The sequence below is a fragment of the Cupriavidus consociatus genome (genome assembly GCF_017814975.1).
In the GTDB taxonomy this organism is placed as follows: domain Bacteria; phylum Pseudomonadota; class Gammaproteobacteria; order Burkholderiales; family Burkholderiaceae; genus Cupriavidus; species Cupriavidus consociatus.
The window spans coordinates 594,041-615,346 of sequence record NZ_JAGIQA010000001.1 but is presented as its reverse complement, the minus strand read 5'-3'; the positions used below and the strand labels follow the sequence as shown (position 1 = coordinate 615,346).

Sequence of the window (21,306 nt, the reverse complement as noted above, 5' to 3'; positions counted from 1 at the left end):
TATGTCATCCACAGACCCACGGCCAGCCATCCGGGGACGGCAGGTGCGCTATGCAATATCCCATCCATACCCTCACCCAGTTGCGCCCGATCCTCCAGGGCTTCAGGAAATCCAGGGGCCTGACGCAGGCCAATATGGCGGCCTACCTGGGCGTCAGGCAGCAAACCTACGCCGAACTGGAAGCCAACCCTGCCACGGCCAGCGTCGAGCGGCTGTTCAAGGCACTGCGCGTGCTCGGCGTGGAGATGGTCCTCTCCCCTGCCCTTGATATGCAGGTGCAGCCGGAGCCTGTGCAGGAGACAAGTCCCGTCTCCCTGCCGGCAAACAAGGCTGCCCGCAAGACAACGACGACTGAAAGGCCGAAACAACTCGCTGGCGACAAGGCAAGCCGCCCCGCCCGCAAGACCACCAAGGCACAGCGGGAGGACTGGTAGCCATGGCGCGCGGCACGCAAGCGAAGCGTCTCGACCTGTGGATGAACGGATTGCCGGTGGGTCACTGGGAAACCACACCCGCCGGCGACCGGCTGGCCTATCGCGATGACTGGATTGCCGACCCGCAAGGCCGGCCACTGTCCCTGTCCTTGCCCTTTACGCCAGGCAACCAGCCACACCGTGGGCCGGCAGTCGCCAACTATTTCGACAACCTGCTGCCCGACAGCGATGCCATCAGGCGGCGCATCGCGGCCCGGTACCAGACCGGCGGGACCGACGCCTTCGCGCTGCTGGCCAAGCTCGGCCGCGATTGCGCCGGTGCCCTCCAGATGCTGCCGGCGCAGGAAGCGCCGATGGCATTGAAGCGCGTCCAGGGCCGCCCGCTGTCCGAGACGGAGATCGCCACCCTGCTGCACGAAGCCACGGCCGAGCCCGTGCTCGGGCTGCGCGAGCCCATCGATGACCTGCGCCTGTCCATCGCCGGCGCGCAGGAGAAGACCGCGCTGCTGCGCTGGGACGGACAATGGCTGTTGCCGCAAGGCAGTACGCCTACCACGCATATCTTCAAGCTGCCGATGGGGCTGGTGGGCAATATGCGCGCCGACATGCGGACCTCGGTGGAAAACGAATGGCTCTGCGCCAGGATCGTCGCCGCCTTTGGCTTGCCGGTCGCTGCCTGCGAGATCGCGCGCTTTGGGGATATCAAGGCACTGGTGGTCGAACGCTTCGACCGCAAGCCCTCGGCCGACGGTTCCTGGCTGCTGCGCCTGCCGCAGGAAGACATGTGCCAGGCCACCGGGACGTCGGCATTGCAGAAATACGAGTCGGACGGCGGGCCTGGCATCCAGCAGATCTCCGAGATCCTCTCCGGCTCGCGCTCGGCGCTGTCCGATCGCCGCAACTTCTTCCTCGCGCAGATCGTTTTCTGGGTGCTCGCGGCCACCGATGGCCATGGCAAGAACTTCAGCATCAGCCATCTGCCGGGCAGCCGCTATGAAGCGACGCCGCTGTACGACATCCTGTCCGCGCACCCGATCATCGGCAAAGGCAAGAACCAGGTGGCGCCGCAACGGGCCCGGCTGGCGATGGCGTTGCACGGCAAGAATTCGCACTACGCCATCCAGGAAATCCAGCGGCGGCACTGGGTTGCCCAGGGACAGCGCATCGGCTTCCCGCCCGACGATGTCGAGTCGATGCTCGACGAGGTCGTGTCGCAGGCCAGCCGGGCCATCGACACCGCCGCTTCAGCACTGCCGCCGGAATTCCCCATGGACCTGGCCGATGCGATCTTCGATGGCATGCGCCGGCAGCAGCGGCGCCTCGCCGCCCGAGGCTAGCGCCGGCGTTTGGACTGGTTCAGCGCCACGGCGGCGCGGACCAGCGCCTTCAGCGCTTTCTCGTCGATCCCGTCCCCTTCCTGGAAATCGATGGCGCGCCGGGTGTTGCCCTCCAGGCTGGCGTTGAACAGGCCGGCAGGGTCGGCCACCGCCGCGCCCTTGGCGAAGGTCATCTTGACCACGTTCTTGTAGGTCTCGCCGGTGCAGACGATGCCGTCGTGCGACCAGACCGGGACGCCGCGCCATTTCCATTCCTCGACGACTTCGGGATCGGCTTCCCTGACCAGCGCGCGCAGCCGGCCGAGCATCTGGCCGCGCCAGTCGTCGAGCTCGCGGATCCTGGCATCGATCAGTTCGGAAGCCGGAATGCTGTCCTGCCTGCTTTCCTGCATTTCGCTCTTCTTCATGGCGGTTGCTCCTCAAGCGGATGCCGTGCCCGCGACACATGGCCGGCCCTGCATTGTGCCGAACCCTGCCCTGTATCGCCACTACCGCGCCACTACCGCGCCACTACCGCGCCACTACCGCGCCACTACCGCGCCACCACCGCCCTCACCTTGCCACGCCGCCCAAATCTGCCTCTAATAGTCTGAACAGGCGGGTCGGCATGACCCGGTCCGGTCAGGAGGCGAAATGCGCTGCACGCATTGCGGCTTCGCGAACGTTGCGGGCGCCAACTTCTGCGAGGAGTGCGGGGCAAGGCTTGCCCGCATTTGCCCGCAATGTGGCGCCGAATCCACGCCAGGCGCCAAGTTCTGCCGGGCCTGCGGCGCTTCCCTGGCCGATACGGCCGCGCCGGCATCCGTGCCGCGATTTGCGCCCCAGTCCGCGCCCCAGTCCGCACCACAACCCGCGCCCCAGCCGCCCCTGCCGCCGGCGACTGCCCCGGTCCATTACACCCCGCCGCATCTCGCCGAGCGCATCCTGGCCGAACAGGCCGCGATGGAAGCCCGCGGCGAGGCCGCCGGCGAGCGCAAGACCATCACCGCCCTGTTCGCCGACATGGCCGGCTCGACCGCGCTGACGCAGGACATGGACCCGGAAGACGCGCGCCGCCTGATCGACCCGGTGGTGACGCTGATGATGGAGGCGGTCCACCACTACGAAGGCTATGTCGCCAAGTTCCTCGGCGACGGCATCCTGGCGCTGTTCGGCGCGCCGATCGCGCACGAGGACCATGCCCTGCGCGCGTTGTACGCCGCGCTGCGGATGCAGGGCGCGATGCATCGCCACAGCGACCGGGTCCGGCTGGAGCAAGGCATTCCGCTGCAGATCCGCATCGGCATCCATACCGGCGAGGTGGTCGTGCGATCGATTCGCAAGGACGACCTGCATACCGATTACGATCCGGTCGGCCACACCATCCACATTGCCTCGCGCATGGAAGGGATTGCCACCCCTGCGTCGATCCTGGTCAGCGAATCCACGCACAAGCTTGCCGAGGGCTATTTCGAGTTCACGGCGCTGGGCACCACGCATGTCAAGGGCGTGCGCGAACCGCTGGCGGTGTACGAGGTGGTGGGGCTGGGGGCGTTGCGCACGCGCCTGCAGGTGGCGGCGCACCGCGGGCTGGCGCGCTTCGTCGGCCGCCAGCAGGAACTCGAACACCTTAATGAAGCACTGGAGCACGCCAAGGCGGGCAGCGGGCGCATCGTCGCCGTGGTTGGCGAAGCAGGCGTCGGCAAGTCGCGGCTGTTTCATGAGTTCAAGACCCGCTCGCAACAGGGCTGCCTGGCGCTGGAGACGTTCTCGGTTTCGCACGGCAAGGCGTTTGCCTACCTGCCGCTGATCGAACTGCTGAAGAACTACTTCCAGATCACCGCGCAGGACGGCGACCGCGCCTGCCGCGAGAAGGTGACGGGCCGGCTGCTGACGCTCGACCGTTCGCTGGAAGATCACCTGCCCTACCTGCTCTACCTGCTTGGCACCACCGAACCGGGTTCGCCGCTGCCGACCATGGACCCGTCGATCCGGCGCCAGCGCACCTTTGACGCAATCGCCCGGTTGCTGGTGCGCGAGAGCGCCAACCAGCCGCTGATGCTGATCTTCGAAGACCTGCAATGGCTCGATGGCGAGACCGAGGCATTCCTCAACATGATGGTCGACCATGTGCCCGCCGCGCGCATGGTGCTGCTGGTCAACTACCGGCCCGAATACACCCATCGCTGGGAAGCGGGGCCGCGTTACTCGCAGCTGCGGCTGCAGCCGCTGGGGCCGGCCGAGGCGCAGGGCCTGCTGACCGCCCTGCTGGGCGACGACCAGAGCCTGGTGCCGCTCAAGCGCCTGATCCTGGACAAGACCGAAGGCAACCCGTTCTTCATGGAGGAAGTTGTCCAGACCCTGTCCGAGGAAGGCGCGCTGCTGGGCCAGCCCGGCTGCTACCGCATCGAGCAGGCGCCGGCGCTGCTCCATATCCCTACCACGGTCCAGGGCGTGCTGGCCGCGCGTATCGACCGCTTGCCGCTGGCGCAGAAAGAACTGCTGCAGACACTGGCGGTGATCGGCAAGGAATTCCCGCAAAGCCTGGTGCTGCGCGTGGCCGGGCTGGAGGGCGACAGGCTGCATCCGCTGCTGGCCGACCTGCAGGCCGCGGATTTCATCCACGAACGCCCCGCGTTCCCGGAAGTCGAGTACGCCTTCAAGCACGCGCTGACCCAGGAAGTCGCCGGCAATTCGCTGCTGACCGAACGCCGCAGCGCCTTGCATGAAGCCACGGCGCGGGCAATCGAAGATTTGTTCCAGGGCCGGCTCAAGGACTATTGCAGCGAGCTGGCGCATCACTACAGCCTCAGCGGCAATGTGCCAAAGGCGGTCGAATACCTGCACTGCGCCGGCCAGCAGGCGCTGCAGCGCTCGGCGCAGGGCGAGGCGATCCGGCACCTCAGCACGGCCATCGAGTTGCTCAAGCGCCAGCCCGATACCGCCGAGCGCGCACGCCAGGAACTGACGCTGCTGCTGACGCTGGGACCGGCGCTGATGGCCGCGCGCGGACAGGCGTCGCAGGAAGTCGAGGCCAACTACCGGCGCGCGCTGGCGCTGTGCGAGCAGGGCCGGCAGACGCCCTACGTCTTCTCCGCGCAGCTCGGCCTGTGGGCCTTCTACCAGCTGCGCGCGCAATACCAGGTTTCGTTGCCGCTGGCCAAGCGGCTGCTCGGCCTGGCACTGAAGTCGCAGCGGCCCAAGCAGCTGGCCGAAGGCCACCGCGCACTGGGCGCCACGCTGTTCCGGCTGGGCAAGCTCGACGCCGCGCGTTCGCACATGGAGACGGTGATCGGCCTGCCCCACCCCGATTCGCAGGCCTATGACTTCCTGATGGGCTACGGGCGCGATCCGGCCGTGCACGCCACCAGCACGCTGGGCTGGATCCTGTGGTACCTCGGCTGTCCCGACCATGCCCGCGCGCTGTGCCAGGAGGCCCTGGTGATGGCGCGCGCGCGACCCGATGCCTACAACCTGGCGCTGTGCCTGGTTTTCGCCGCGGAAGTGCACCAGTGCCGGCGCGAGCCGAAGCTGGCTCGCGAGTATGCCGAGGCGGCGATCGCGATTTCGGGCGAACAGGGTTTCCCGATCTACCTGGCGTGGGGGAACGTCGTGCAAGGCTGGGCGATGGCCGAGCTTGGCGAGACGGAGGCAGGGATCGCCCGGATCCGCCACGGCCTGGCTTCCTACGAGGGCACCGGCGCCGTACTCGGCACGCCTAACCTGCTGTCGCTGCTGGCCGATGCCTGTTGCAAGGCAGGACAGGCGGAAGCTGCGCAGGAAGCGCTGGCGCGCGGGCTGGCGCTGGCGGAAGAGACCGGCGAGCGCCTGGACGAAGCCACGCTGTGGCGGCTGCGCGGCGACATGCTGTGCCGGCTGCAGCCGCGCGCGCACGAGGAAGCGGAAGCCTGCTTCAGGCGGGCGCTCGGCATCGCCGGCGAACAAGGTGCCAGGCTGCTGGCGCTGCGCGCCGCGCGAAGCCTGGCCAGGCTGTTGCACTCGCAAGGCAAGGCCGAGCTGGCACGCGAGATGCTGGCCCTGCACCTGGCCCCGCTGACCGAGGGCGCCGACACCGTCGACCAGCTGGAGGCCGCCGCGCTGCTGGCGCAACTGGAAGGCGAAGTATCCGCCACCGAAGCCGGCACTGCTAACCGCACTGCCAGCGCCACCACAACCCCCGCGCGCCCATGACCCCGCTCCAGGCCCGTCAGCTCCAGGACCGCTTCGTTGCCGTGTGGACGCGCGCGGGCGGTGCGCATGCGCGCGACGCCTATGCCGATCTTGCCGGCCGCTATGGCGAGCCGGGCCGCCATTACCATACCCTCGACCACATCCGCCGCTGCCTGCGCGACCTGGATTGGGCACGCGGCGCCATTGCCCCGGCGGATGCCGACGCGGTGGAACTGGCGCTGTGGTGCCATGACGTGATCTATGTGCCCGGCGCGGCCGACAATGAAGCGCGCAGCGCCGGCTGGATCCTGCAATGGGGGACCGGCATCGCCACGGCCAGCAGGATCGCCGCCCTGGTGCTGGAGACCGTCCACGACGGCATCCCCGCCAGCCCGGCGGGCCGCTTTACCGCCGATATCGACCTGGCGGCGCTCGGCTGCAGCCGGATGCGCTTCCGCCATAACGGCGCCTGCCTGCGCGCCGAGCGCACCGACCTCGACGACCAGGCCTACGACGCCGCCGAGCGCGCTTTCCTGCGCGCGCTGCTGGACAGCCCGCGCATCTACTACACCGAGCTGTTCCATGCGCGCTACGAGGCGCGCGCGCGCGGCAACCTGGCGTGGCGGCTGGCGCAGCCGGGCCCGCCTGACGTCACAGGAATTCGCCGCTGATGTCGATGCTGGAGCGCTGGCCGATGCTGTCGTAGTGCTGTGCCAGCCAGGCCGTGGCCTGCTTGCGGCCCTGGTCGCGCAGCGCGCACAGGAAGCCCCAGTCGGCGTTGTACTTGGTTGACACGCCAAGCGCCGCCATGGTCTCGTCGGAGCGGATCGAGTGGATCCACATCTCCTTCATCTCGCGCCCGTCCACCTTGCCTTGCTGGATCAGCGAGGTGACAAAGGCAATGGCGCGCATCTCGCGCATCAGCGATGAGTTGAAGCTGAGTTCGTTGACGCGGTTAAGGATATCCGCCGCCGAGGTCGGCACGCCGTGGCGCACGATCGGGTTGATATGAACGATGACCACGTCGCGGGTCTGGCAGTGGTAGATCAGCGGAAAGATCGCCGGATTGCCGACATAGCCGCCGTCCCAGTAATACTGGCCATCGATGCATACCGCCTGGAACAGCGTGGGAACACAGGCCGAGGCCAGCACGGCATCGATGCTCAGTTCCTCCGGCGGGAAGATGCGTATGCGGCCGGTCTCGATATTGGTCGCGCACAGGTAGAGTCGGATCGGGCAATGCTCGCGCAGCGCGGCGAAATCCACCTGCGTGCCGAGCACTTCGCGCAGCGGGTTCAGGTTGTTGGGATTGAACTGGTACGGCGACAGCAGGCGCAGCGCAATGTCGGCCATGGCGTACAGCGGCGAATGGTTCAGCCCCAGGGTATGGCCGGTCTTGAACCAGGGCATCCAGCGGAACGGGCTATAGCGCTGCGCCGAGTTCGAGATCGCCTGCCAGAACGAGTGCAAGGCCTCGCGCGCGCCGGCGCTGCCGCCTTGCAGCATCCCGTAGGCCAGCACCGCGCCGTTCATGGCGCCGGCGCTGGTGGCGCTGACGCCCTCGATCGCCAGCCTCCCGTCCTCCAGCAGGCGGTCGAGCACGCCCCAGGTGAAGGCGCCGTGCATGCCACCGCCCTGCAGGGCAAGCGAGACGGGTTTGTGGTCTGGCTGATCTGGCTGGTCCGGCTGCATCCGAGGCTCCCTCCCCTGGCGCGCCATGCGGGTGCGCCAGGCTCCGTGCTGCGGGCGGTGATTCGTATCAATCCAGTGTAGGGAATAAGCCGTTTTACGGCAGCCCGGCGCGTGGCCCGGCGTGTGTCCTTACGGCCGGACCGATGGCGGGCTTGCCGCCGGCGCCATGCCTGGACCTCCGTCAGGCGCTGGCGGCGGCCCTCACGACGTGCGCCTGCATCGGCCCGGAGACGGGGCCGTCTCCATATGCCTCCAGGAACGCCCGTGTGCACGCGTCGGTAGCCCGCGCCAGCGCATCGGGACCGCGCCGCTCCAGCTCCGCGCGCAGCGGCGTGCCCTGGCAGTACGCCACCGCGGGGATGCGGGCGGCATCGGCGCGGCTGGTGGCGGTGACGGTCTCGAACAGCGGCGGCGCGGTAAAGCCGCCCTGCCGCAAGTCCTGCTCGATCGCCACCTGGCTGTGATAGCCGTGCGGCGTGCGCGCCATGAAATCCGGCGGCGATTCGGGGAACAGGCGGGCCAGCGCCGCCGCGACATCGCGGGCAAAGGCGTTGAATTCGATCCGGTCCCACACGTTGAAGACCAGCGTCCCGCCCGGCACCAGCACGCGGCGCGCCTCGGCGAAGGCCCTGGCCTTGTCCGGGAAGAACATCACGCCGAACTGGCAGGCCACCAGGTCGAAGCTGGCATCGCCGAACGGCAGCGCCATCGCGTCGGCCTCCTGCCAGGTCACGGGGCGCTCCGTGCCTTCGGCCTGGGCCCGCGCCAGCATTGGCGCATTGAGGTCGGTGGCGACGATGATGGCGTCGGGCGCGAGCCGGCGCGCCAGTTCGCGCGTGAGCACGCCGGTGCCGGCGGCCAGTTCCAGCACCCGGCGCGGTTGCAGCGCGGCGATCCGCTGTGCCAGGTCGGCGGCATAGGGCGCAAAGATCATGGGCACCATCAGCGATGCGTAAATGTCGGGGATCGCACCCGCGAACAGGCGGTCGGCATTCGGCTGGTCGGCATTCGGCAAAGCCATGGAAGTCCCCTTGCCCGGGCGCTGGAAGCCGGGATCGCCTCAGTGGGTGTAGGACACCTGGCTGCGAAAGTAAACCAGACGGCGCTGCCTGCCGTGGCGTAATGGCGTCAGGGCCGCCCCAGCGCCCGGGCCTCCTTCATCTGCGCGTTGGCGAATTCGAGCATGCGCAGCGCTTCGTCGAATACTGGCAGTGTGCGTTCCCGGTCCGGCACGTCAGGCATGCCGGCGCGGTCGGCGGCAACGCCGCGGATCAGTTCGTCCAGGAAGCCGGGCTGGCTCGCCTCGGCGCGCTGCAGCAGCAGGTGCAGCAGATAGGCGCAGGCATCAAGGCGCGAAACTTGCGTGGCGGTCATGGGACTTACCCCCTTCAATTTGGGCACGACGTGCGCACCGCGCGTGGTGCGTGTCATTGCAAAAAATACAGTGCACACTCGAGCAAGGCAAATGATCCGGATCGGCATCTCGGGCTGGCGCTATGACGGGTGGCGCGGCGTGTTCTACCCAAAGGGGCTGGCGCAACGGCGCGAGCTGGAGTTTGCCTCGCGCGCGGTCGACTCCATCGAGATCAACGGCTCGCACTATGCGCTGCAGACGCTGCGCAGCTATCGCGCCTGGTACGAAGCCACGCCCGAGGATTTTGTCTTCAGTGTCAAGGGATCGCGCTACCTGACGCACATGCTGCGTTTCCGCGACGACAAGGCGCGCCCGGCCATGGCCAACTTCCTGGCGTCCGGCGTGCTGGCGCTGGAGGAAAAGCTGGGCCCGATGCTGTGGCAGTTCCCGCCCAATTTCGCCTTCGATCCCGAGCGGATGGAGCGCTTCCTCGCACTGCTGCCGCACGACACCCACAGCGCGCGCGAACTGGCGCGCGATCATGACAGCCGGGTGAAACAGCCGTGGTGCGACACCCGGCGCCGGCGCCGGATCCGGCACGCCGTGGAAATCCGGCACGACAGCTTCTGCACGCCCGAATTCCCGGCGCTGCTGCGGCGCCATCGCGTCGCGCTGGTGATCTCCGACGCCGTGGCGGACTGGCCTTACGCCGAAGACGTGACCAGCGATTTCCTCTACCTGCGGCTGCACGGCAGCCAGACGCTGTACGGCGGCAGCTACTCCGACAAGGCGCTGCACCGCTGGGCGGCACGGCTGGGCAAATGGGCGAGCGGCCACGAACCGGCCGATGCGCAGCGGATCTCGCCCAAACGCCCGCGCAAGGCGGCGCACCGCGACGTCTACTGCTATTTCGATAACGACAAGAAGGTCAAGGCGCCGTTCGATGCGCAGCGCCTGATGCGCATGCTGCAGAAGGAATGAGGGATTGCGGGTGCCTTAGTTGGCGTCAGTCACGGATGCGCGGCAGCCAGCCGCTGCCGCGCGTGCGCGGATCCACCGGCAGCTGGCGCTGCAACGCGGCCTTGGACAGCATATGGGCACTGATCGGCGCGGTCAGGAACAGGAACGCGGTCACCAGCAGCTCATGCAGGCTGGCATCGCCCCGGAAGCTGAAATACGCCACGGACCCCAGCACCACCCCGCCCACGCCCAGCGTGGTCGACTTGGTGGGCCCGTGCAGCCGCATGAAGAAGTCCGGCAGGCGGAACAGCCCGATCGCCCCCACCAGCATGAATACGCTGCCGATCACAAGCAGCGCGCAGACAACGAATTCCGCAACGGGATGCAGCATGGCCGTGGCTCCTTAGTATTCGATGATGTCGCCGCGCTGCAGGTACTTGGACAGCGCCACCGTACCCACGAAGCCCATCACCGCGATCAGCAGCGCAGCCTCGAAGAACATCGCCGAATCCAGGCTGATACCCAGCAGCACGATCAGCGCAATGGCGTTGATATTGAGCGTATCGAGCGCCACGATGCGGTCCGGCAGGCTGGGCCCGCGCAGCAGCCGCGCAAAGGTCAGCAGGAAGGCCAGCCCGAGGATGACCAGGCACACCGGTATCACGATGGCAAGCATTGGAAGATCTCCTTCAGCGGGATTTCATAGCGCGACTTGATGCGTTCGACCAGGGCCGCCTCTTCTTCCAGGTCGAGCACATGGACCAGCAGCGCGCGCCGGTCGTCGCTCAGTTCGGCGCACAGCGTGCCGGGGCTCAGCGAGACGATGCTGATCAGCGCGGTGGTGGCCAGTTCGTGTTCCACGTCCAGCGGCACCACGATAAAGGCCGGCCGCAGCCGCGCGGTGCGGCCCAGCACCAGGATGGCCACTTCGATATTGGCCATGACGATATCGATCAGCACATGGATGCTCAGGCGCAGGATCAGGTCGGGACGCGACAGCCGGAACGCGCCCAGCACCAGCCAGCGGTCGGCCAGGCGGCCGATGGCCCAGCCGAGCAGCGCGCCCAGCAGCAAATGGCCGGGCGCGATGCTGTTGGTCAGCATCAGCCACATGAGCAGCAGAATCAGGCTGAGCCAGGGATGCGGCAGCAGGCGATGCAGCATGGCCTACTCCTTCTGCGCGGGCAGCACGGCCCGCAGGTAGGCCGCGCGGTCCAGCAGTTGCGCGGCGGCGTCCGCCATATATTCGGTGGCCGGCCGCGCGTACACGGTCAGCGCGACGTTGCCCGCCAGCAGCAGCGCGCAGCAGGCCAGCTTGCGCGGGTCCGGCCGCATGCGGGAGCGCGCGGCAAAGGGATGATCCTCGTCGAGATACTCGGCGCCTTCCGGCACCTGCGCTGCCTCGTGCGGCAGGCGCCACAGCAGCCGCGTGCCGGTGCGCGACGCCGCGATCAGCAACAGCAGGCTCGACACCAGCACCACCGGCCACAGCGCCGGCATCCACGGCACCGGAGTCGCGCGCAGGATCATGGCCTTGCCCAGGAAGCCCGACAGCGGCGGCAGGCCCACCGCCGCGAGCACGCCGACCAGGTACAGCACGCCGGCCAGCCGCGAGGCCACCGGCGGCGCGCCATCGCGCGCGGGATCCGGCTCCAGCGCATCGGCCAGCAGGAACAGGCCCGCCGTGCACAGCGTGGTGCTGGGCAGGTAGTACAGCGCGGCGGCCCAGCCGGCTTGCGTCTGCATCGCCACGCACGCCGACAGCAAGCCCACTGAGGCCACCACCAGGTAGCTTGTCATCGCGCGCAGCGTGCGGGCTGCCACCGCGCCGATGCCGCCGATCGCCAGCGTCAACAGCGCCAGCGGAAACACCCAGTCATGCAGGAACGGTCCCAGCAGCCCTTGCGCGCCGCCGAACAGCAGCGCGGCACAGCGCAGCATGGCGTAGATGCCGACCTTGGTCATGATGGCGAACAGCGCGGCGACCGGGCCGGTGGCGCTGGCATAGGCGCGCGGCAGCCAGAAATACAGCGGGAACAGCGCCGCCTTGAGCCCGAACACCAGCATCAGCATGACGCCGGCGGCCACCGCGAGCGGCAGGTCCTGCGCCGGCAGGCCGGCCAGCCGCAAGCCCAGGTGCGCCATGTTGAGCGTGCCGCTGAGCCCGTACAGCACGCCGATCGCCACCAGGAAGAACGACGACGCCACCAGGTTCAGGATCACGTAATGGAGCCCCGCGCCGATGCGCGCGCGCCCGGCGCCGTGCACCAGCAGCGCGTAGGAGGCGATCAGCAGGATCTCGAAGAAGACGAACAGGTTGAACAGGTCGCCGGCCAGGAAGGCGCCGTTCAGGCCCATCAGCTGGAACTGGAACAGCGCGTGGAAATGCCGGCCCTGGCGTGCCGTGCCATCACCCGCCGCGGCGAGCGCCGCAACCGCCAGCACCGCGGTCAGCACCAGCATCATGGCGCCGGTGCGGTCCAGCTGCAGCACGATGCCGAACGGCGCGGCCCAGTTGCCCATCGCGTAGACGTCGATGGCGCCGGTTGCCGCATGCTGCATCAGCATGACGGCCACCGGCAGCAGCAACAGCGTCACTACCGCGCACACGGCACGCTGCGCGCGCAGCGCCTGCGCCGGCATCGCCGCCAGCAGCGCACCGGCGAACATCGGCAGCAGGATGGGGAGAAGCACGGCGTGGATCATGCCCGCGGCCCCCGTGCTTCATCGCCGTCCGGATCTGGCACCGTGCCGCTTTCCGGCTTGCTGGCGGCGTCGACATGGTCGCTGCCGGTCAGTCCCAGCGACCGCAGCGCCAGCACCACGGCAAACGCCGTCATGCCGAACGCGATCACGATGGCGGTCAGCACCAGCGCCTGCGGCAGCGGATCGGCATAGCTGGCGCCAGGCACGATCACCGGCGGCCGGCCGATCGACAGCCGGCCCATGCCGAGCAGGAACAGGCTGACCGCATACGACAGCAGCGTCAGGCCCAGCACCACGGTGAAGACGCGCTCGCGCAGCAGCAGGTAGATGCCGCAGGCAGTCAGGATGCCGATGGTCAAGGCGTAGAGGGCGGCCATCAGTCCTCCTCCTCAGCACGCGCGGGCGGCAGGTTGCGCACGCCAAGGTGCGAGACGATGACCAGCGTGGTCCCGGTCACGGTGCAGAACACCCCAAGGTCAAAGATCATGGCCGTGGCCAGCTCGATTTCGCCGATGCCCGGCAGGTGGAAATGGCCGAATGCCGTGGTCAGGAACGGGTAGCCGAAGGCCAGGCTGCCGAGGCCGGTCAGCCCCGCCAGCAGGATGCCGGCGCCGGCAATGGCGCGGTAGTCCGGCGCGATGCGCGCTTCGGTCCAGCGCACGCCGTTGGCCACGTACTGCAGCAGCAGCGCCACCGACGTGATCAGCGCAGCGATAAAGCCGCCGCCGGGCAGGTTGTGCCCGCGCAGCAGGATAAACACCGCCACCAGCAGCGTCAGCGGCAGCATCAGCCGCGCCAGCATGGCCAGCAGCAGCGGATGCGCCTGGCTGGTCCACGGCAGCCCGTCCGGCGCGGCCGACGGCGTTGGCAGGCGCATGCCCTTGAGCAGCGCCTGCACCGCCAGGCCGGCGATCAGCAGCACGCAGATCTCGCCCATGGTATCGAAGCCGCGGAAGTCCACCAGCAGCACGTTGACCACGTTGTGGCCGCCGCCGCCCGGCACCGCCTGCTCGATATAGAACGCGGACACCGGGTCGTACGGGCGCGTCATCACCGCATAGGCCGCCACCGCCAGCAGCGTGCCGCCGCCCAGTGCCAGCGCCACGTCGCGGGTGCGGCGCGCGGCGCCGCCCTGCTCGGCCGTCTCGCGCGGCAGGTAGAACAGCGCCAGCACCAGCAGCAGCACCGTCACCACTTCCACCGACAGCTGCGTCAGCGCCAGGTCCGGTGCCGAAAAGCGCAGGAACACCAGCGACACCATCAGCCCGCAGCCGCCGAGCAGCACCAGTGCTGCCAGCCGTTGCCCGCGCGCGGCCACCACGGCAAGCGCCAGCACCGCCAGTATCGCCAGCGCCGCGGCGCCCAGCGGGTCGAGCGCGCCGGCCGGGACGGTGCCGGCGAGCGCGTCGAGATCGGCCAGGAACCAGGCCGGAATCGCCAGCAGCGCCAGCAGCATCCAGGCGATATAGCCCGGCAACGAGCCGCGCTCCAGCGTGCGCGTGAGCGCGGTGGCGATACGCTCCAGCGCGCGCATGCCGCTCTCGAACGAGCGGCGCGCGTTCAGGTGCTCGAGCGACTGCTGCCAGCGGCGCAGCGCATCGCGGCGCAGGAAGAACAGCGCCGCGCCGCCCGTCATGGACAGCAGGCTCATCACCAGCGGCAGGTTGACCCCATGCCACAGGTTCAGGCTGTACGCCGGCAGCGGCGCGCGCAGCGTGGCCAGCGACGCCGCCGCCAGCAGGGTGCCAACGGTGTAGGCAGGCACCAGCCCCACCACCAGGCAGATCACCACCAGGAATTCCACCGGCACCTTCATGAAGCGCGGCGGCTCGTGCGGCGGATAGTTGGGGACGTCGGGCTGCCTGCCGCCGAAGAACACGCCGTAGATGAAGCGCAGCGAATACGCCATCGTGAGCGCGCCAGCCATGGTTGCCGCCGCCGGAATGACCCAGTTGAAGTCGCCCAGCAAGCCCTGCGCCAGGGTCTCGCCAAAGAACATTTCCTTGCTGAGGAAGCCGTTGAACAGCGGCACGCCCGCCATCGACAGCGACGCCACGATCGCCAGCACCGCCGTATGCGGCATGTAGCGCGCCAGCCCGTGCAGCCGGTCCAGGTCGCGCGTGCCGGTCTCGTGGTCGATGATGCCGGCCGCCATGAACAACGACGCCTTGAACACGGCGTGGTTGATGATGTGGAAAATTGCCGCCACCGTGCTCAGCTGGGTATCGAGCCCGAACAGCAGCGTGATCAGTCCCAGGTGGCTGATGGTGGAGTACGCCAGCAGCCCCTTGAGATCGCGCTGCAGCAGCGCCATCGCCGCGCCGAAAATCAGCGTGGCCAGCCCGGTCATGCTGACCAGGTAGAACCAGCCGTTGGTGCCGTCCAGCACCGGGTACAGCCGCGCCAGCAGGAACACCCCGGCCTTGACCATGGTGGCGGAGTGCAGGTACGCGGACACCGGCGTGGGCGCGGCCATCGCCTGCGGCAGCCAGAAGCTGAACGGGAACTGCGCCGACTTGGTGAACACCGCCAGCAGGATCAGCACCAGCATCGGCATGTAGAGCGGATGGCGCTGCACGCTGCCGGCCTGCGCCAGCACTGCCGACAGCTCGAAACTGCCGCACATATGGCCCAGCAGCAGCACCCCGGCCAGCAGCGCCAGCCCGCCGCCGCCGGTGACGGTCAGCGCCATGCGCGCGCCCTGGCGGGCATCGCCGCGCCACGACCAGAAGCCGATCAGCAAGAACGACAGGATGCTGGTCAGCTCCCAGAACACCGCCAGCAACAGCAGGTTGCCGGCCAGCACCACGCCCAGCATGGCCGCCATGAACAGCAGCAGCAGGCAGAAGAAGCGCACCGCCGATTCATTGCGCGCCAGGTAGTAGCGCGCGTACAGGATCACCAGCAGGCCCACGCCGACCACCAGCAGCGCAAACAGGTAGGCCAGGCCGTCCAGGCGCAGCGACAGGTCGAGACCCAGTGCGGGCAGCCAGCTCACGCGCCAGGCCAGGCCGTCCCCGGGCTGGTCGAAGACCGCGCCGCGCAGCTGCAGCAGCAGCACCAGCGCGACCAGCGGCAGGCCGACGATGACGGGCGCCACCAGCCGCGGCGCGCGCATGCCGATCACCCAGGTCAGTCCGGCGGCCACCAGCGGCAGCACGAGCAGCAGCGGCAGCTCCATGGGCGCCGCCTCAGGCCTGCGCCGGCGCGCGCGCCTGCGCAGCGCGCGGATTGACGACGATGACCGGCACCGTGGCCTGCGCCAGCACCGTGGACACCACCGGTCCCGGCAGCGCCGACACGATGGCGCCGCGCCCCTTGGCGCCCGGCACGATTGCATCGGCATCCGGCGTCCCGGCCAATTGCACCAGCTCGGCCGCGGGATCGCCATGCAGCCAGTGCCGCACCAGCGGCATGCCGGGCAGCCCGGCCTCGGCGGCGGCAAAGGCGCTGTCGGCCTGGCTGCGGTTCTCGGCATCGAGCGCGGCGCGGGACAGGCCGGGGCTGCCCGGCACCGGCGAAACATGGGCGACATGCCCGGACAAGGGCGCGGCCAGCAGCGGGCGGCTGGCCAGGCGGCGGGCGGCGGCAACGCTGTCGGGCGATCCGTCCATCGCGAGTACGACGACTGTCATGGGCAATGATCCAGGCATTAACAATGCAGCGGGCAGGCGTGCCCCCTACTCTCCGGATTCTGGGGGTATTGCGCAAGTCATGCGTCACCTGTTAATGGCTGCACGAAAAAATTCATCGCCCTGCATAACATACTGAATGCGCGATACATGCCCGCTATCGCCCGCCAACAAATGAATATTGGACGCAGCCGGCCCGGCTGCCTTAGCCTTGGCGCCAGCAACTGAACCCGATGCCCCCGGAGCCCACCATGAGCAACTTCCTCCTCTACGAACAGGACGGCCATATCGTCACGCTGACGATGAACGAGCCCGAGCGCCGCAACCCGCTGACCGGCAACACCGCGGTGGCGGAGTTCCTGGCCGCCATCGAGCGCATCCATGCCGACCGCAGCGTGCGCGCCGTGGTCATCACCGGCGCCGGCACGGCGTTCTCGTCGGGCGGCAACATCAAGGACATGGAACGCCAGGCCTCAGGGCAGGTGCCGGGCATGGAGATCCGGCAGGACTATCGCTGCGGCATCCAGCGCCTGCCGCTGGCGCTGTTCAACCTGGAAGTGCCGGTGATCGCCGCCGTCAACGGCGCGGCCATGGGCGCGGGGCTGGACCTGACCTGCATGTGCGATATCCGCATCGCTTCGGAGCGCGCGCAGTTTGCCGAGTCCTTCGTCAAGCTGGGCATCATCCCCGGCGATGGCGGCGCCTGGCTGCTGCCGCGCGTGATCGGGCTGTCGCGCGCCGCCGAGATGACCTTTACCGGCCAGGCGATCGACGCGAAGACCGCGCTGGAATGGAACCTGGTGTCGCGCGTGGTGGCGCCCGAGGCGCTGCTGCCGACCGCATACGAGCTGGCCGGGCGCATCGCCGCCAACCCGCCGCACGCGGTGCGGCTGGCCAAGCGGCTGATGCGCGAGGCCATGCACACCCGCCTCGACACGCTGCTGGAATTGTCGGCCGGCTTCCAGGCACTGTCGCACCAGACCGCCGACCACCGCGAGGCGGTGCAGGCCTTCCTGGACAAGCGCACGCCGGTGTTCGGCGGCAACTGATCGCACGACCGGAAGCTGGCCGGAAGCTGGCCGGAAACTGGCCGGAAACTGCCCGCAAACTGCCCGCGCCGACCGGCCAGCCAGCTTCAGGCGGATTGCGTTTCCGCCGCCTTGAGCTGGTTGACCAGCGCCACGTAGTCGCGCATGGCCTGCTCGCGCGGCAGGCCGCGCCGCGCCGCCCAGGCGTCGTACTTGGCGCGGCCGACCATGTCCATCATGCCGGGGCGGTCGCCGCTGACGTCGCCCGCGCTGCCTTGCTTGTAGAGCGCATAGAGCGACAGCAAGGTGTCGTTGTCGGGCGCCTGGCGCAGCGTCTTCGACAACGCCGCGGCGGCCTCGAAGGCCTTCTCGGACGGGCTTGGCCCCGGCACCGCCGGCGTGCCGCCGAAGTGCGCATCCTCCAGCGCCACTTCGTCCGGGAACCACCGCCCCTCCAGCAACTTGCCGTCGCGCAGCGCAAAGGCCAGCACGCCCTGCGAGGCCAGCGTGCCGCTGCGCAAGGTCGCGGGCACCACGGCCATGCCGGTGTTGAGCACCGGCGCGCCGAAAGCGGTGAACGCCAGCCCCGCATCCGCCCACCCGCGCAGCCGCGCCAGGCCACGATCGCCACGGTAGACCCCGCTGGTCCGGTTGGCGCCCGGCTGGAACCACGCAAAATCGCCCTTGCCGCGCGCATACAGCGCGGCCAGATCGCCCTGCTCCAGGTCTGTGCGCGCCGCCGCCAGCAGCCCGGCCATCTGGTCCGGCGTCATGCGAGCATCGTCGCGCTCCCCACCCGCCATGCCAAGCGACGTGCCCACGCTGGCCTCGAAGAATTCCAGCACGTTGCGCGCCACCAGCTCGCGGTCATTGTCGACACAGACCATGTGGTAGCTGTCTTCCAGCACCAGCATGCGCGCCTGCCCGGCACGCTTGCCCTGCCCGATCTGCTCGACCAGGAAGTTGGCCGAGCGCAGGCTGGTCAGCTCGTCCAGCCGGGCGTGGACCACCAGCGTGGGGCAGGCAATGCGCTGCAGCCCCCTGCGCACGTAGCCGCGCAACCGGTCCACTTCGCGGATGCATGCCAGCGGCACCCACTGGTAGTGGAAGTTCTCGCCGCGCGCGAACTTGGCCTTGACGATCTCGCGCAGCTGCTCGTTCTTGATGCCGAACGGCTCTTCCTCTTCCACCTTCATCCGGTTTGGCACGCCTGGAATCTGGTACAGCAGCGGACGCAGGCCGCGGTACCACGGCGTGGCCCAGCCGTCGATATAGACCGGCGGCGCCAGCGCCACCAGCCGGCCCTTGGTGTGCTGCTCGCGCTTGACGGTCTCCACCGCCAGCAGCGCGCCCATGCACATGCCCATCACGTGCAGTGTTTCATGCTGGTCGATGATCTCGCGGTATTTGGCGCGCACCGCCTCGAGCCAGTCCTCGGCGCGCACGCCGCACAGGTCCTCGGGCTGCGTGCCGTGTCCCGGCAGCGTCAGCGAGTGCGTGACAAAGCCGGCGCGCTTGAGGCGCTTGTGCATGGAGCCCAGGTCATACTGCGTGCCGCCCAGGCCGTGGATCAGGAACACGCCGGGGTCAGACATGCGCGGGCTCCCCGCCGGTGCGGCGCAGCAATGCTGCCACCTGCTCTACCTTGCCGTCCGCGCCACGGATGCCGGCCAGCCGCTCATGCACGCGCAAGCGGCCGCTGCCCGGCAGCGTCACGGCGTACTCCTGCACGCTGTCTGGCGCATCGCCGCGCGCCACGGCGGACCAGGTGGCCTGCACCAGCGCGCGGTCGGATGCGTCGATGCGGTCCAGCCATTCGTCGACGCTGCTGACGTCGCGGATCGTGTCGCCGAGCAGCGCCGCCGCGCCCTCGCTCCAAGTGGCCCGGCCTGTGACCGCGTCATATTCCACGCTGGCCACGCCCACCGCCTGCAGCGTGCGCGCATAGCGCAGGCGCCAGTCACGCGCTTCCTGCAGCGCGGTGCGGCGGCCCTCCGACAGCGCGCGGCCAAGCAGCATCACCAGCGCCCAGACAATGACGAAACCCTGCACCTCGACCACGGCCTCGCCCGGAAATCCCTCGATGACGTTGAACGGGCCCGCGCCGGCCGCGGTGCGGTGGATGATCAGCAGGCAGCCCAGCAGCGTGGCAATGGCACCGCCGCGCGGCCCCCACAGCAGCGCGGTGGCAAGCAGCAGCGGCATCGGCACGTAGGCGAGCGTGGGCGCGAGGCCGCCGAAGCGCTGCGCCGCGTTGTCCGAGAACACCGCCAGCACCGCCACGATAAAGACCACGAAGGCCAGCCCGCCGGCCGCGAACTGCTGCATCGGCATGCCGCCCGAGCGCCGCACGCGGAAGCCGCGGAACGCCACCGCCAGCGGCCCCACCAGCAGCAGCCCGGCTGCGGTGGAAAAGGCCCAGGCGCGCCATTCGACCGGCAGGTCCAGGCCGGGCCGCTGCCAGCGCCACAGCTCGACCGCCAGCGAAGCGCCCAGCGCCGAGCCGACCAGCGCCCCGGCGATCAGCAGCGTGGCGCCCTGCGGGCTTTGCGGATCGCGGCGGCCATAGGTGGCGATCCAGCCGGCGGTGCCCAGGCTGATGACCTCGATCAGGCCGAAGGCGACCGCGCCGCGCAGCGGCAGGCCATGCGTGGCCATGCCCCACCCTGCCAGCGCCAGCCCGGCGCCGGCCAGCACCGCCGGCCATGACCAGCGCGCGCAGACCAGCAGCGCGGCAAACGTAACGCCGCTGCCAAGCCAGACCGGCACCGCCTCGGTCGACGCATGCGCCAGCGAGCGCGAGACCACGCCGGCCGCAAGTACCAGCACGGCGACGATCGCCGCCAGGCGTATCTGCTGCATTGGCATACCCCCAGGAAGCTGTTCTTGACGGGTTTCCGACATCCCGTTTGGGACTCAGGATAGTCGCCAGCCTGCCGGGGGCCAAGCCAGGTCACTCCGCCAGCCCCGGGTTCGCGCGCGTCAGCCGGATACTCCGAGTGCTCCCTCCACATTGCGCACCAGGCTCACCAGCCGCGGGCCGATGTCTTCTTCGATCTGCTTGCTCTGCGGGCTGAACACCGGCACCGACGCGGCAAAGATCCACGCTTCCCCATCGCGCCGCGCGCGCATCGGCACGGCAACGGATTCCACCTCGCGATGCAGGTCGCGATGGCCGCGGCAGTAGCCGTGTTCCTGCAGGTCGCGCCCGGCATCGGCCAGGCGCTGCTGCAGCCAGTCGGCGCGCGCGGCATCGGCGGCGCGCAGCTGGGCGAGATATGCCTCGCGCTCCGGTTCCGGCATCAGCAACAGGTAGCCGCGGCCCGAACCGGTGCGCGAGATCGATACCCGGGTGCCGACCTCGGGCCGGAACACATGGCTGCCCACGCCCTGGGCGATCTCGACGTAGGTCATGGCGTTGCCGTTGCCGACGATCAGCTCGACCTGTCCGGCGATATGGTCGGCCAGCTCCTGCATGGCCGGCCGCGCCAGCTGGCGCACCGTCATCCGCGCCAGCGCGGGCGCGGCCAGGTTGACCAGCCCGACCCCGGGCACGTAGCGCGACAGGCGCTCCGAATAGTGCAGCAGGCCCAGTTCGCACAAGGTGTCGAGCAGGCGGAACAGCGTCGGCTTGGCCAGCCCGGTGCGCTCCATCAGCTCGCGGCTGCTCAACTCCTGCACCGTTGGCGAGAAGCAGTTGAGGATCGACACGCCCCGCGCCAGCGCACTGACGAGGCGCGACTCGCCATCCGCATCGGGGGGCGACGGGGTCATGGTTCCGTGTGCTTCATTCGTCATAACCAAGGCCTTCATCTGGATTTTTTTGATACCAGCGTCTCAAAACCCGGATGTTGCCCTTCGCTGATTCCGAAGTCAAACGCAGGATTTTGAGTTTACATAGTGAATTTCCGACGCGAGAATTCCAATTCATCGTATTGGACGATCACTTTTTGAAACTGACGTCTCAATATCCTGACTCAACAACATCCAAGACTCGCAACCGCTCAGCCTCAG

The 21,306-nt window shown here is 68.8% G+C and carries 20 protein-coding genes; 6 read left to right on the top strand and 14 right to left on the bottom strand.

What is annotated here, in order from left to right; all coding sequences use genetic code 11:
- The first annotated feature begins 50 nt into the window (after positions 1 to 50).
- Positions 51 to 434: a helix-turn-helix transcriptional regulator gene (locus J8I82_RS02790; RefSeq protein WP_209754302.1), complete on the top strand. Its 384-nt coding sequence runs from the start codon at positions 51 to 53 to the stop codon at positions 432 to 434.
- 2 nt (positions 435 to 436) lie between these two features.
- Positions 437 to 1,771 (top strand): type II toxin-antitoxin system HipA family toxin, encoded by a 1,335-nt coding sequence (locus tag J8I82_RS02785; RefSeq protein WP_209754301.1) that lies wholly within the window; start codon positions 437 to 439, stop codon positions 1,769 to 1,771.
- Here J8I82_RS02785 and J8I82_RS02780 read toward each other — a convergent pair.
- Positions 1,768 to 2,178, bottom strand: coding sequence for a DUF1801 domain-containing protein (locus tag J8I82_RS02780; RefSeq protein WP_209754300.1), 411 nt, complete (start codon positions 2,176 to 2,178; stop codon positions 1,768 to 1,770). The genes J8I82_RS02785 and J8I82_RS02780 overlap by 4 nt on opposite strands.
- Positions 2,179 to 2,404: 226 nt before the next feature.
- On the opposite strand from J8I82_RS02780, the gene J8I82_RS02775 reads away from it, so the two are divergent.
- Positions 2,405 to 5,941, top strand: coding sequence for an adenylate/guanylate cyclase domain-containing protein (locus tag J8I82_RS02775; RefSeq protein WP_209754299.1), 3,537 nt, complete (start codon positions 2,405 to 2,407; stop codon positions 5,939 to 5,941).
- Positions 5,938 to 6,591 carry an HD domain-containing protein gene (locus J8I82_RS02770; protein ID WP_209754298.1) on the top strand — a complete coding sequence of 218 codons (654 nt, stop codon included), beginning with the start codon at positions 5,938 to 5,940 and terminating at the stop codon, positions 6,589 to 6,591. Before J8I82_RS02775 ends, J8I82_RS02770 begins: the two co-directional genes overlap by 4 nt.
- On the opposite strand, the gene J8I82_RS02765 is transcribed toward J8I82_RS02770, so the two are convergent.
- The 3 genes from J8I82_RS02765 to J8I82_RS02755 form a co-directional block, all read right to left on the bottom strand.
- Positions 6,572 to 7,612, bottom strand: a complete 1,041-nt coding sequence (locus tag J8I82_RS02765) for a patatin-like phospholipase family protein (RefSeq protein WP_209754297.1) — start codon at positions 7,610 to 7,612, stop codon at positions 6,572 to 6,574. The two genes, J8I82_RS02770 and J8I82_RS02765, sit on opposite strands and share 20 nt — an antisense overlap.
- 181 nt (positions 7,613 to 7,793) lie before the next feature.
- Positions 7,794 to 8,633: a class I SAM-dependent methyltransferase gene (locus J8I82_RS02760; RefSeq protein WP_209754296.1), complete on the bottom strand. Its 840-nt coding sequence runs from the start codon at positions 8,631 to 8,633 to the stop codon at positions 7,794 to 7,796.
- A gap of 107 nt (positions 8,634 to 8,740) precedes the next feature.
- Positions 8,741 to 8,986: a hypothetical protein gene (locus J8I82_RS02755; protein WP_209754295.1), complete on the bottom strand. Its 246-nt coding sequence runs from the start codon at positions 8,984 to 8,986 to the stop codon at positions 8,741 to 8,743.
- Positions 8,987 to 9,077: 91 nt separating this feature from the next.
- On the opposite strand from J8I82_RS02755, the gene J8I82_RS02750 reads away from it, so the two are divergent.
- On the top strand, positions 9,078 to 9,947 hold the full coding sequence (locus tag J8I82_RS02750; protein ID WP_209754294.1) for a DUF72 domain-containing protein: 870 nt from the start codon (positions 9,078 to 9,080) through the stop codon (positions 9,945 to 9,947).
- Positions 9,948 to 9,972: 25 nt separating this feature from the next.
- On the opposite strand, the gene J8I82_RS02745 is transcribed toward J8I82_RS02750, so the two are convergent.
- The 7 genes from J8I82_RS02745 to J8I82_RS02715 are packed head-to-tail and all read right to left on the bottom strand — an operon-like array spanning position 9,973 to position 16,267.
- Positions 9,973 to 10,317 (bottom strand): Na+/H+ antiporter subunit G, encoded by a 345-nt coding sequence (locus J8I82_RS02745; protein WP_209754293.1) that lies wholly within the window; start codon positions 10,315 to 10,317, stop codon positions 9,973 to 9,975.
- Between the two features lie 12 nt (positions 10,318 to 10,329).
- Complete coding sequence (locus J8I82_RS02740) at positions 10,330 to 10,602, bottom strand: K+/H+ antiporter subunit F (protein ID WP_116320733.1); 273 nt, start codon at positions 10,600 to 10,602, stop codon at positions 10,330 to 10,332.
- A complete protein-coding gene (locus J8I82_RS02735; protein ID WP_209754292.1) occupies positions 10,587 to 11,090 on the bottom strand; it encodes a Na+/H+ antiporter subunit E in 504 nt (167 codons plus the stop codon). Before J8I82_RS02735 ends, J8I82_RS02740 begins: the two co-directional genes overlap by 16 nt.
- A 3-nt stretch (positions 11,091 to 11,093) precedes the next feature.
- The gene (locus tag J8I82_RS02730; protein ID WP_209754291.1) at positions 11,094 to 12,632 is read right to left on the bottom strand and encodes a monovalent cation/H+ antiporter subunit D; all 1,539 of its coding nucleotides are present in this window, start codon (positions 12,630 to 12,632) and stop codon (positions 11,094 to 11,096) included.
- Positions 12,629 to 13,009 (bottom strand): Na+/H+ antiporter subunit C, encoded by a 381-nt coding sequence (locus J8I82_RS02725; RefSeq protein ID WP_209754290.1) that lies wholly within the window; start codon positions 13,007 to 13,009, stop codon positions 12,629 to 12,631. The genes J8I82_RS02730 and J8I82_RS02725 overlap by 4 nt, the downstream gene beginning before the upstream one ends.
- Complete coding sequence (locus J8I82_RS02720; protein ID WP_209754289.1) at positions 13,009 to 15,813, bottom strand: monovalent cation/H+ antiporter subunit A; 2,805 nt, start codon at positions 15,811 to 15,813, stop codon at positions 13,009 to 13,011. Before J8I82_RS02720 ends, J8I82_RS02725 begins: the two co-directional genes overlap by 1 nt.
- Positions 15,814 to 15,823: 10 nt before the next feature.
- Positions 15,824 to 16,267: a universal stress protein gene (locus J8I82_RS02715; protein ID WP_209754288.1), complete on the bottom strand. Its 444-nt coding sequence runs from the start codon at positions 16,265 to 16,267 to the stop codon at positions 15,824 to 15,826.
- Positions 16,268 to 16,515: 248 nt separating this feature from the next.
- On the opposite strand from J8I82_RS02715, the gene J8I82_RS02710 reads away from it, so the two are divergent.
- A complete protein-coding gene (locus tag J8I82_RS02710; protein ID WP_209754287.1) occupies positions 16,516 to 17,313 on the top strand; it encodes a crotonase/enoyl-CoA hydratase family protein in 798 nt (265 codons plus the stop codon).
- Positions 17,314 to 17,399: 86 nt separating this feature from the next.
- On the opposite strand, the gene J8I82_RS02705 is transcribed toward J8I82_RS02710, so the two are convergent.
- From J8I82_RS02705 to J8I82_RS02695, 3 genes are all read right to left on the bottom strand, one after another.
- On the bottom strand, positions 17,400 to 18,887 hold the full coding sequence (locus J8I82_RS02705) for an acyl-CoA-binding protein (protein ID WP_209754286.1): 1,488 nt from the start codon (positions 18,885 to 18,887) through the stop codon (positions 17,400 to 17,402).
- Positions 18,880 to 20,154 carry an MASE1 domain-containing protein gene (locus tag J8I82_RS02700; RefSeq protein ID WP_209754285.1) on the bottom strand — a complete coding sequence of 425 codons (1,275 nt, stop codon included), beginning with the start codon at positions 20,152 to 20,154 and terminating at the stop codon, positions 18,880 to 18,882. The genes J8I82_RS02705 and J8I82_RS02700 overlap by 8 nt, the downstream gene beginning before the upstream one ends.
- Before the next feature lie 120 nt (positions 20,155 to 20,274).
- Entirely contained in the window at positions 20,275 to 21,090 is an 816-nt protein-coding gene (locus tag J8I82_RS02695; RefSeq protein ID WP_209754284.1) for an IclR family transcriptional regulator, read from the bottom strand.
- Positions 21,091 to 21,306: the final 216 nt, after the last annotated feature.

Coding starts and splice junctions, on each gene's coding strand:
- J8I82_RS02790 (WP_209754302.1), top strand. CDS start 51: ATGCAATATCCCATCCATACCCTCACCCAGTTGCGCCCGATCCTCCAG.
- J8I82_RS02785 (WP_209754301.1), top strand. CDS start 437: ATGGCGCGCGGCACGCAAGCGAAGCGTCTCGACCTGTGGATGAACGGA.
- J8I82_RS02780 (WP_209754300.1), bottom strand. CDS start 2,178: ATGAAGAAGAGCGAAATGCAGGAAAGCAGGCAGGACAGCATTCCGGCT.
- J8I82_RS02775 (WP_209754299.1), top strand. CDS start 2,405: ATGCGCTGCACGCATTGCGGCTTCGCGAACGTTGCGGGCGCCAACTTC.
- J8I82_RS02770 (WP_209754298.1), top strand. CDS start 5,938: ATGACCCCGCTCCAGGCCCGTCAGCTCCAGGACCGCTTCGTTGCCGTG.
- J8I82_RS02765 (WP_209754297.1), bottom strand. CDS start 7,612: ATGCAGCCGGACCAGCCAGATCAGCCAGACCACAAACCCGTCTCGCTT.
- J8I82_RS02760 (WP_209754296.1), bottom strand. CDS start 8,633: ATGGCTTTGCCGAATGCCGACCAGCCGAATGCCGACCGCCTGTTCGCG.
- J8I82_RS02755 (WP_209754295.1), bottom strand. CDS start 8,986: ATGACCGCCACGCAAGTTTCGCGCCTTGATGCCTGCGCCTATCTGCTG.
- J8I82_RS02750 (WP_209754294.1), top strand. CDS start 9,078: ATGATCCGGATCGGCATCTCGGGCTGGCGCTATGACGGGTGGCGCGGC.
- J8I82_RS02745 (WP_209754293.1), bottom strand. CDS start 10,317: ATGCTGCATCCCGTTGCGGAATTCGTTGTCTGCGCGCTGCTTGTGATC.
- J8I82_RS02740 (WP_116320733.1), bottom strand. CDS start 10,602: ATGCTTGCCATCGTGATACCGGTGTGCCTGGTCATCCTCGGGCTGGCC.
- J8I82_RS02735 (WP_209754292.1), bottom strand. CDS start 11,090: ATGCTGCATCGCCTGCTGCCGCATCCCTGGCTCAGCCTGATTCTGCTG.
- J8I82_RS02730 (WP_209754291.1), bottom strand. CDS start 12,632: ATGATCCACGCCGTGCTTCTCCCCATCCTGCTGCCGATGTTCGCCGGT.
- J8I82_RS02725 (WP_209754290.1), bottom strand. CDS start 13,009: ATGGCCGCCCTCTACGCCTTGACCATCGGCATCCTGACTGCCTGCGGC.
- J8I82_RS02720 (WP_209754289.1), bottom strand. CDS start 15,813: ATGGAGCTGCCGCTGCTGCTCGTGCTGCCGCTGGTGGCCGCCGGACTG.
- J8I82_RS02715 (WP_209754288.1), bottom strand. CDS start 16,267: ATGACAGTCGTCGTACTCGCGATGGACGGATCGCCCGACAGCGTTGCC.
- J8I82_RS02710 (WP_209754287.1), top strand. CDS start 16,516: ATGAGCAACTTCCTCCTCTACGAACAGGACGGCCATATCGTCACGCTG.
- J8I82_RS02705 (WP_209754286.1), bottom strand. CDS start 18,887: ATGTCTGACCCCGGCGTGTTCCTGATCCACGGCCTGGGCGGCACGCAG.
- J8I82_RS02700 (WP_209754285.1), bottom strand. CDS start 20,154: ATGCAGCAGATACGCCTGGCGGCGATCGTCGCCGTGCTGGTACTTGCG.
- J8I82_RS02695 (WP_209754284.1), bottom strand. CDS start 21,090: ATGACGAATGAAGCACACGGAACCATGACCCCGTCGCCCCCCGATGCG.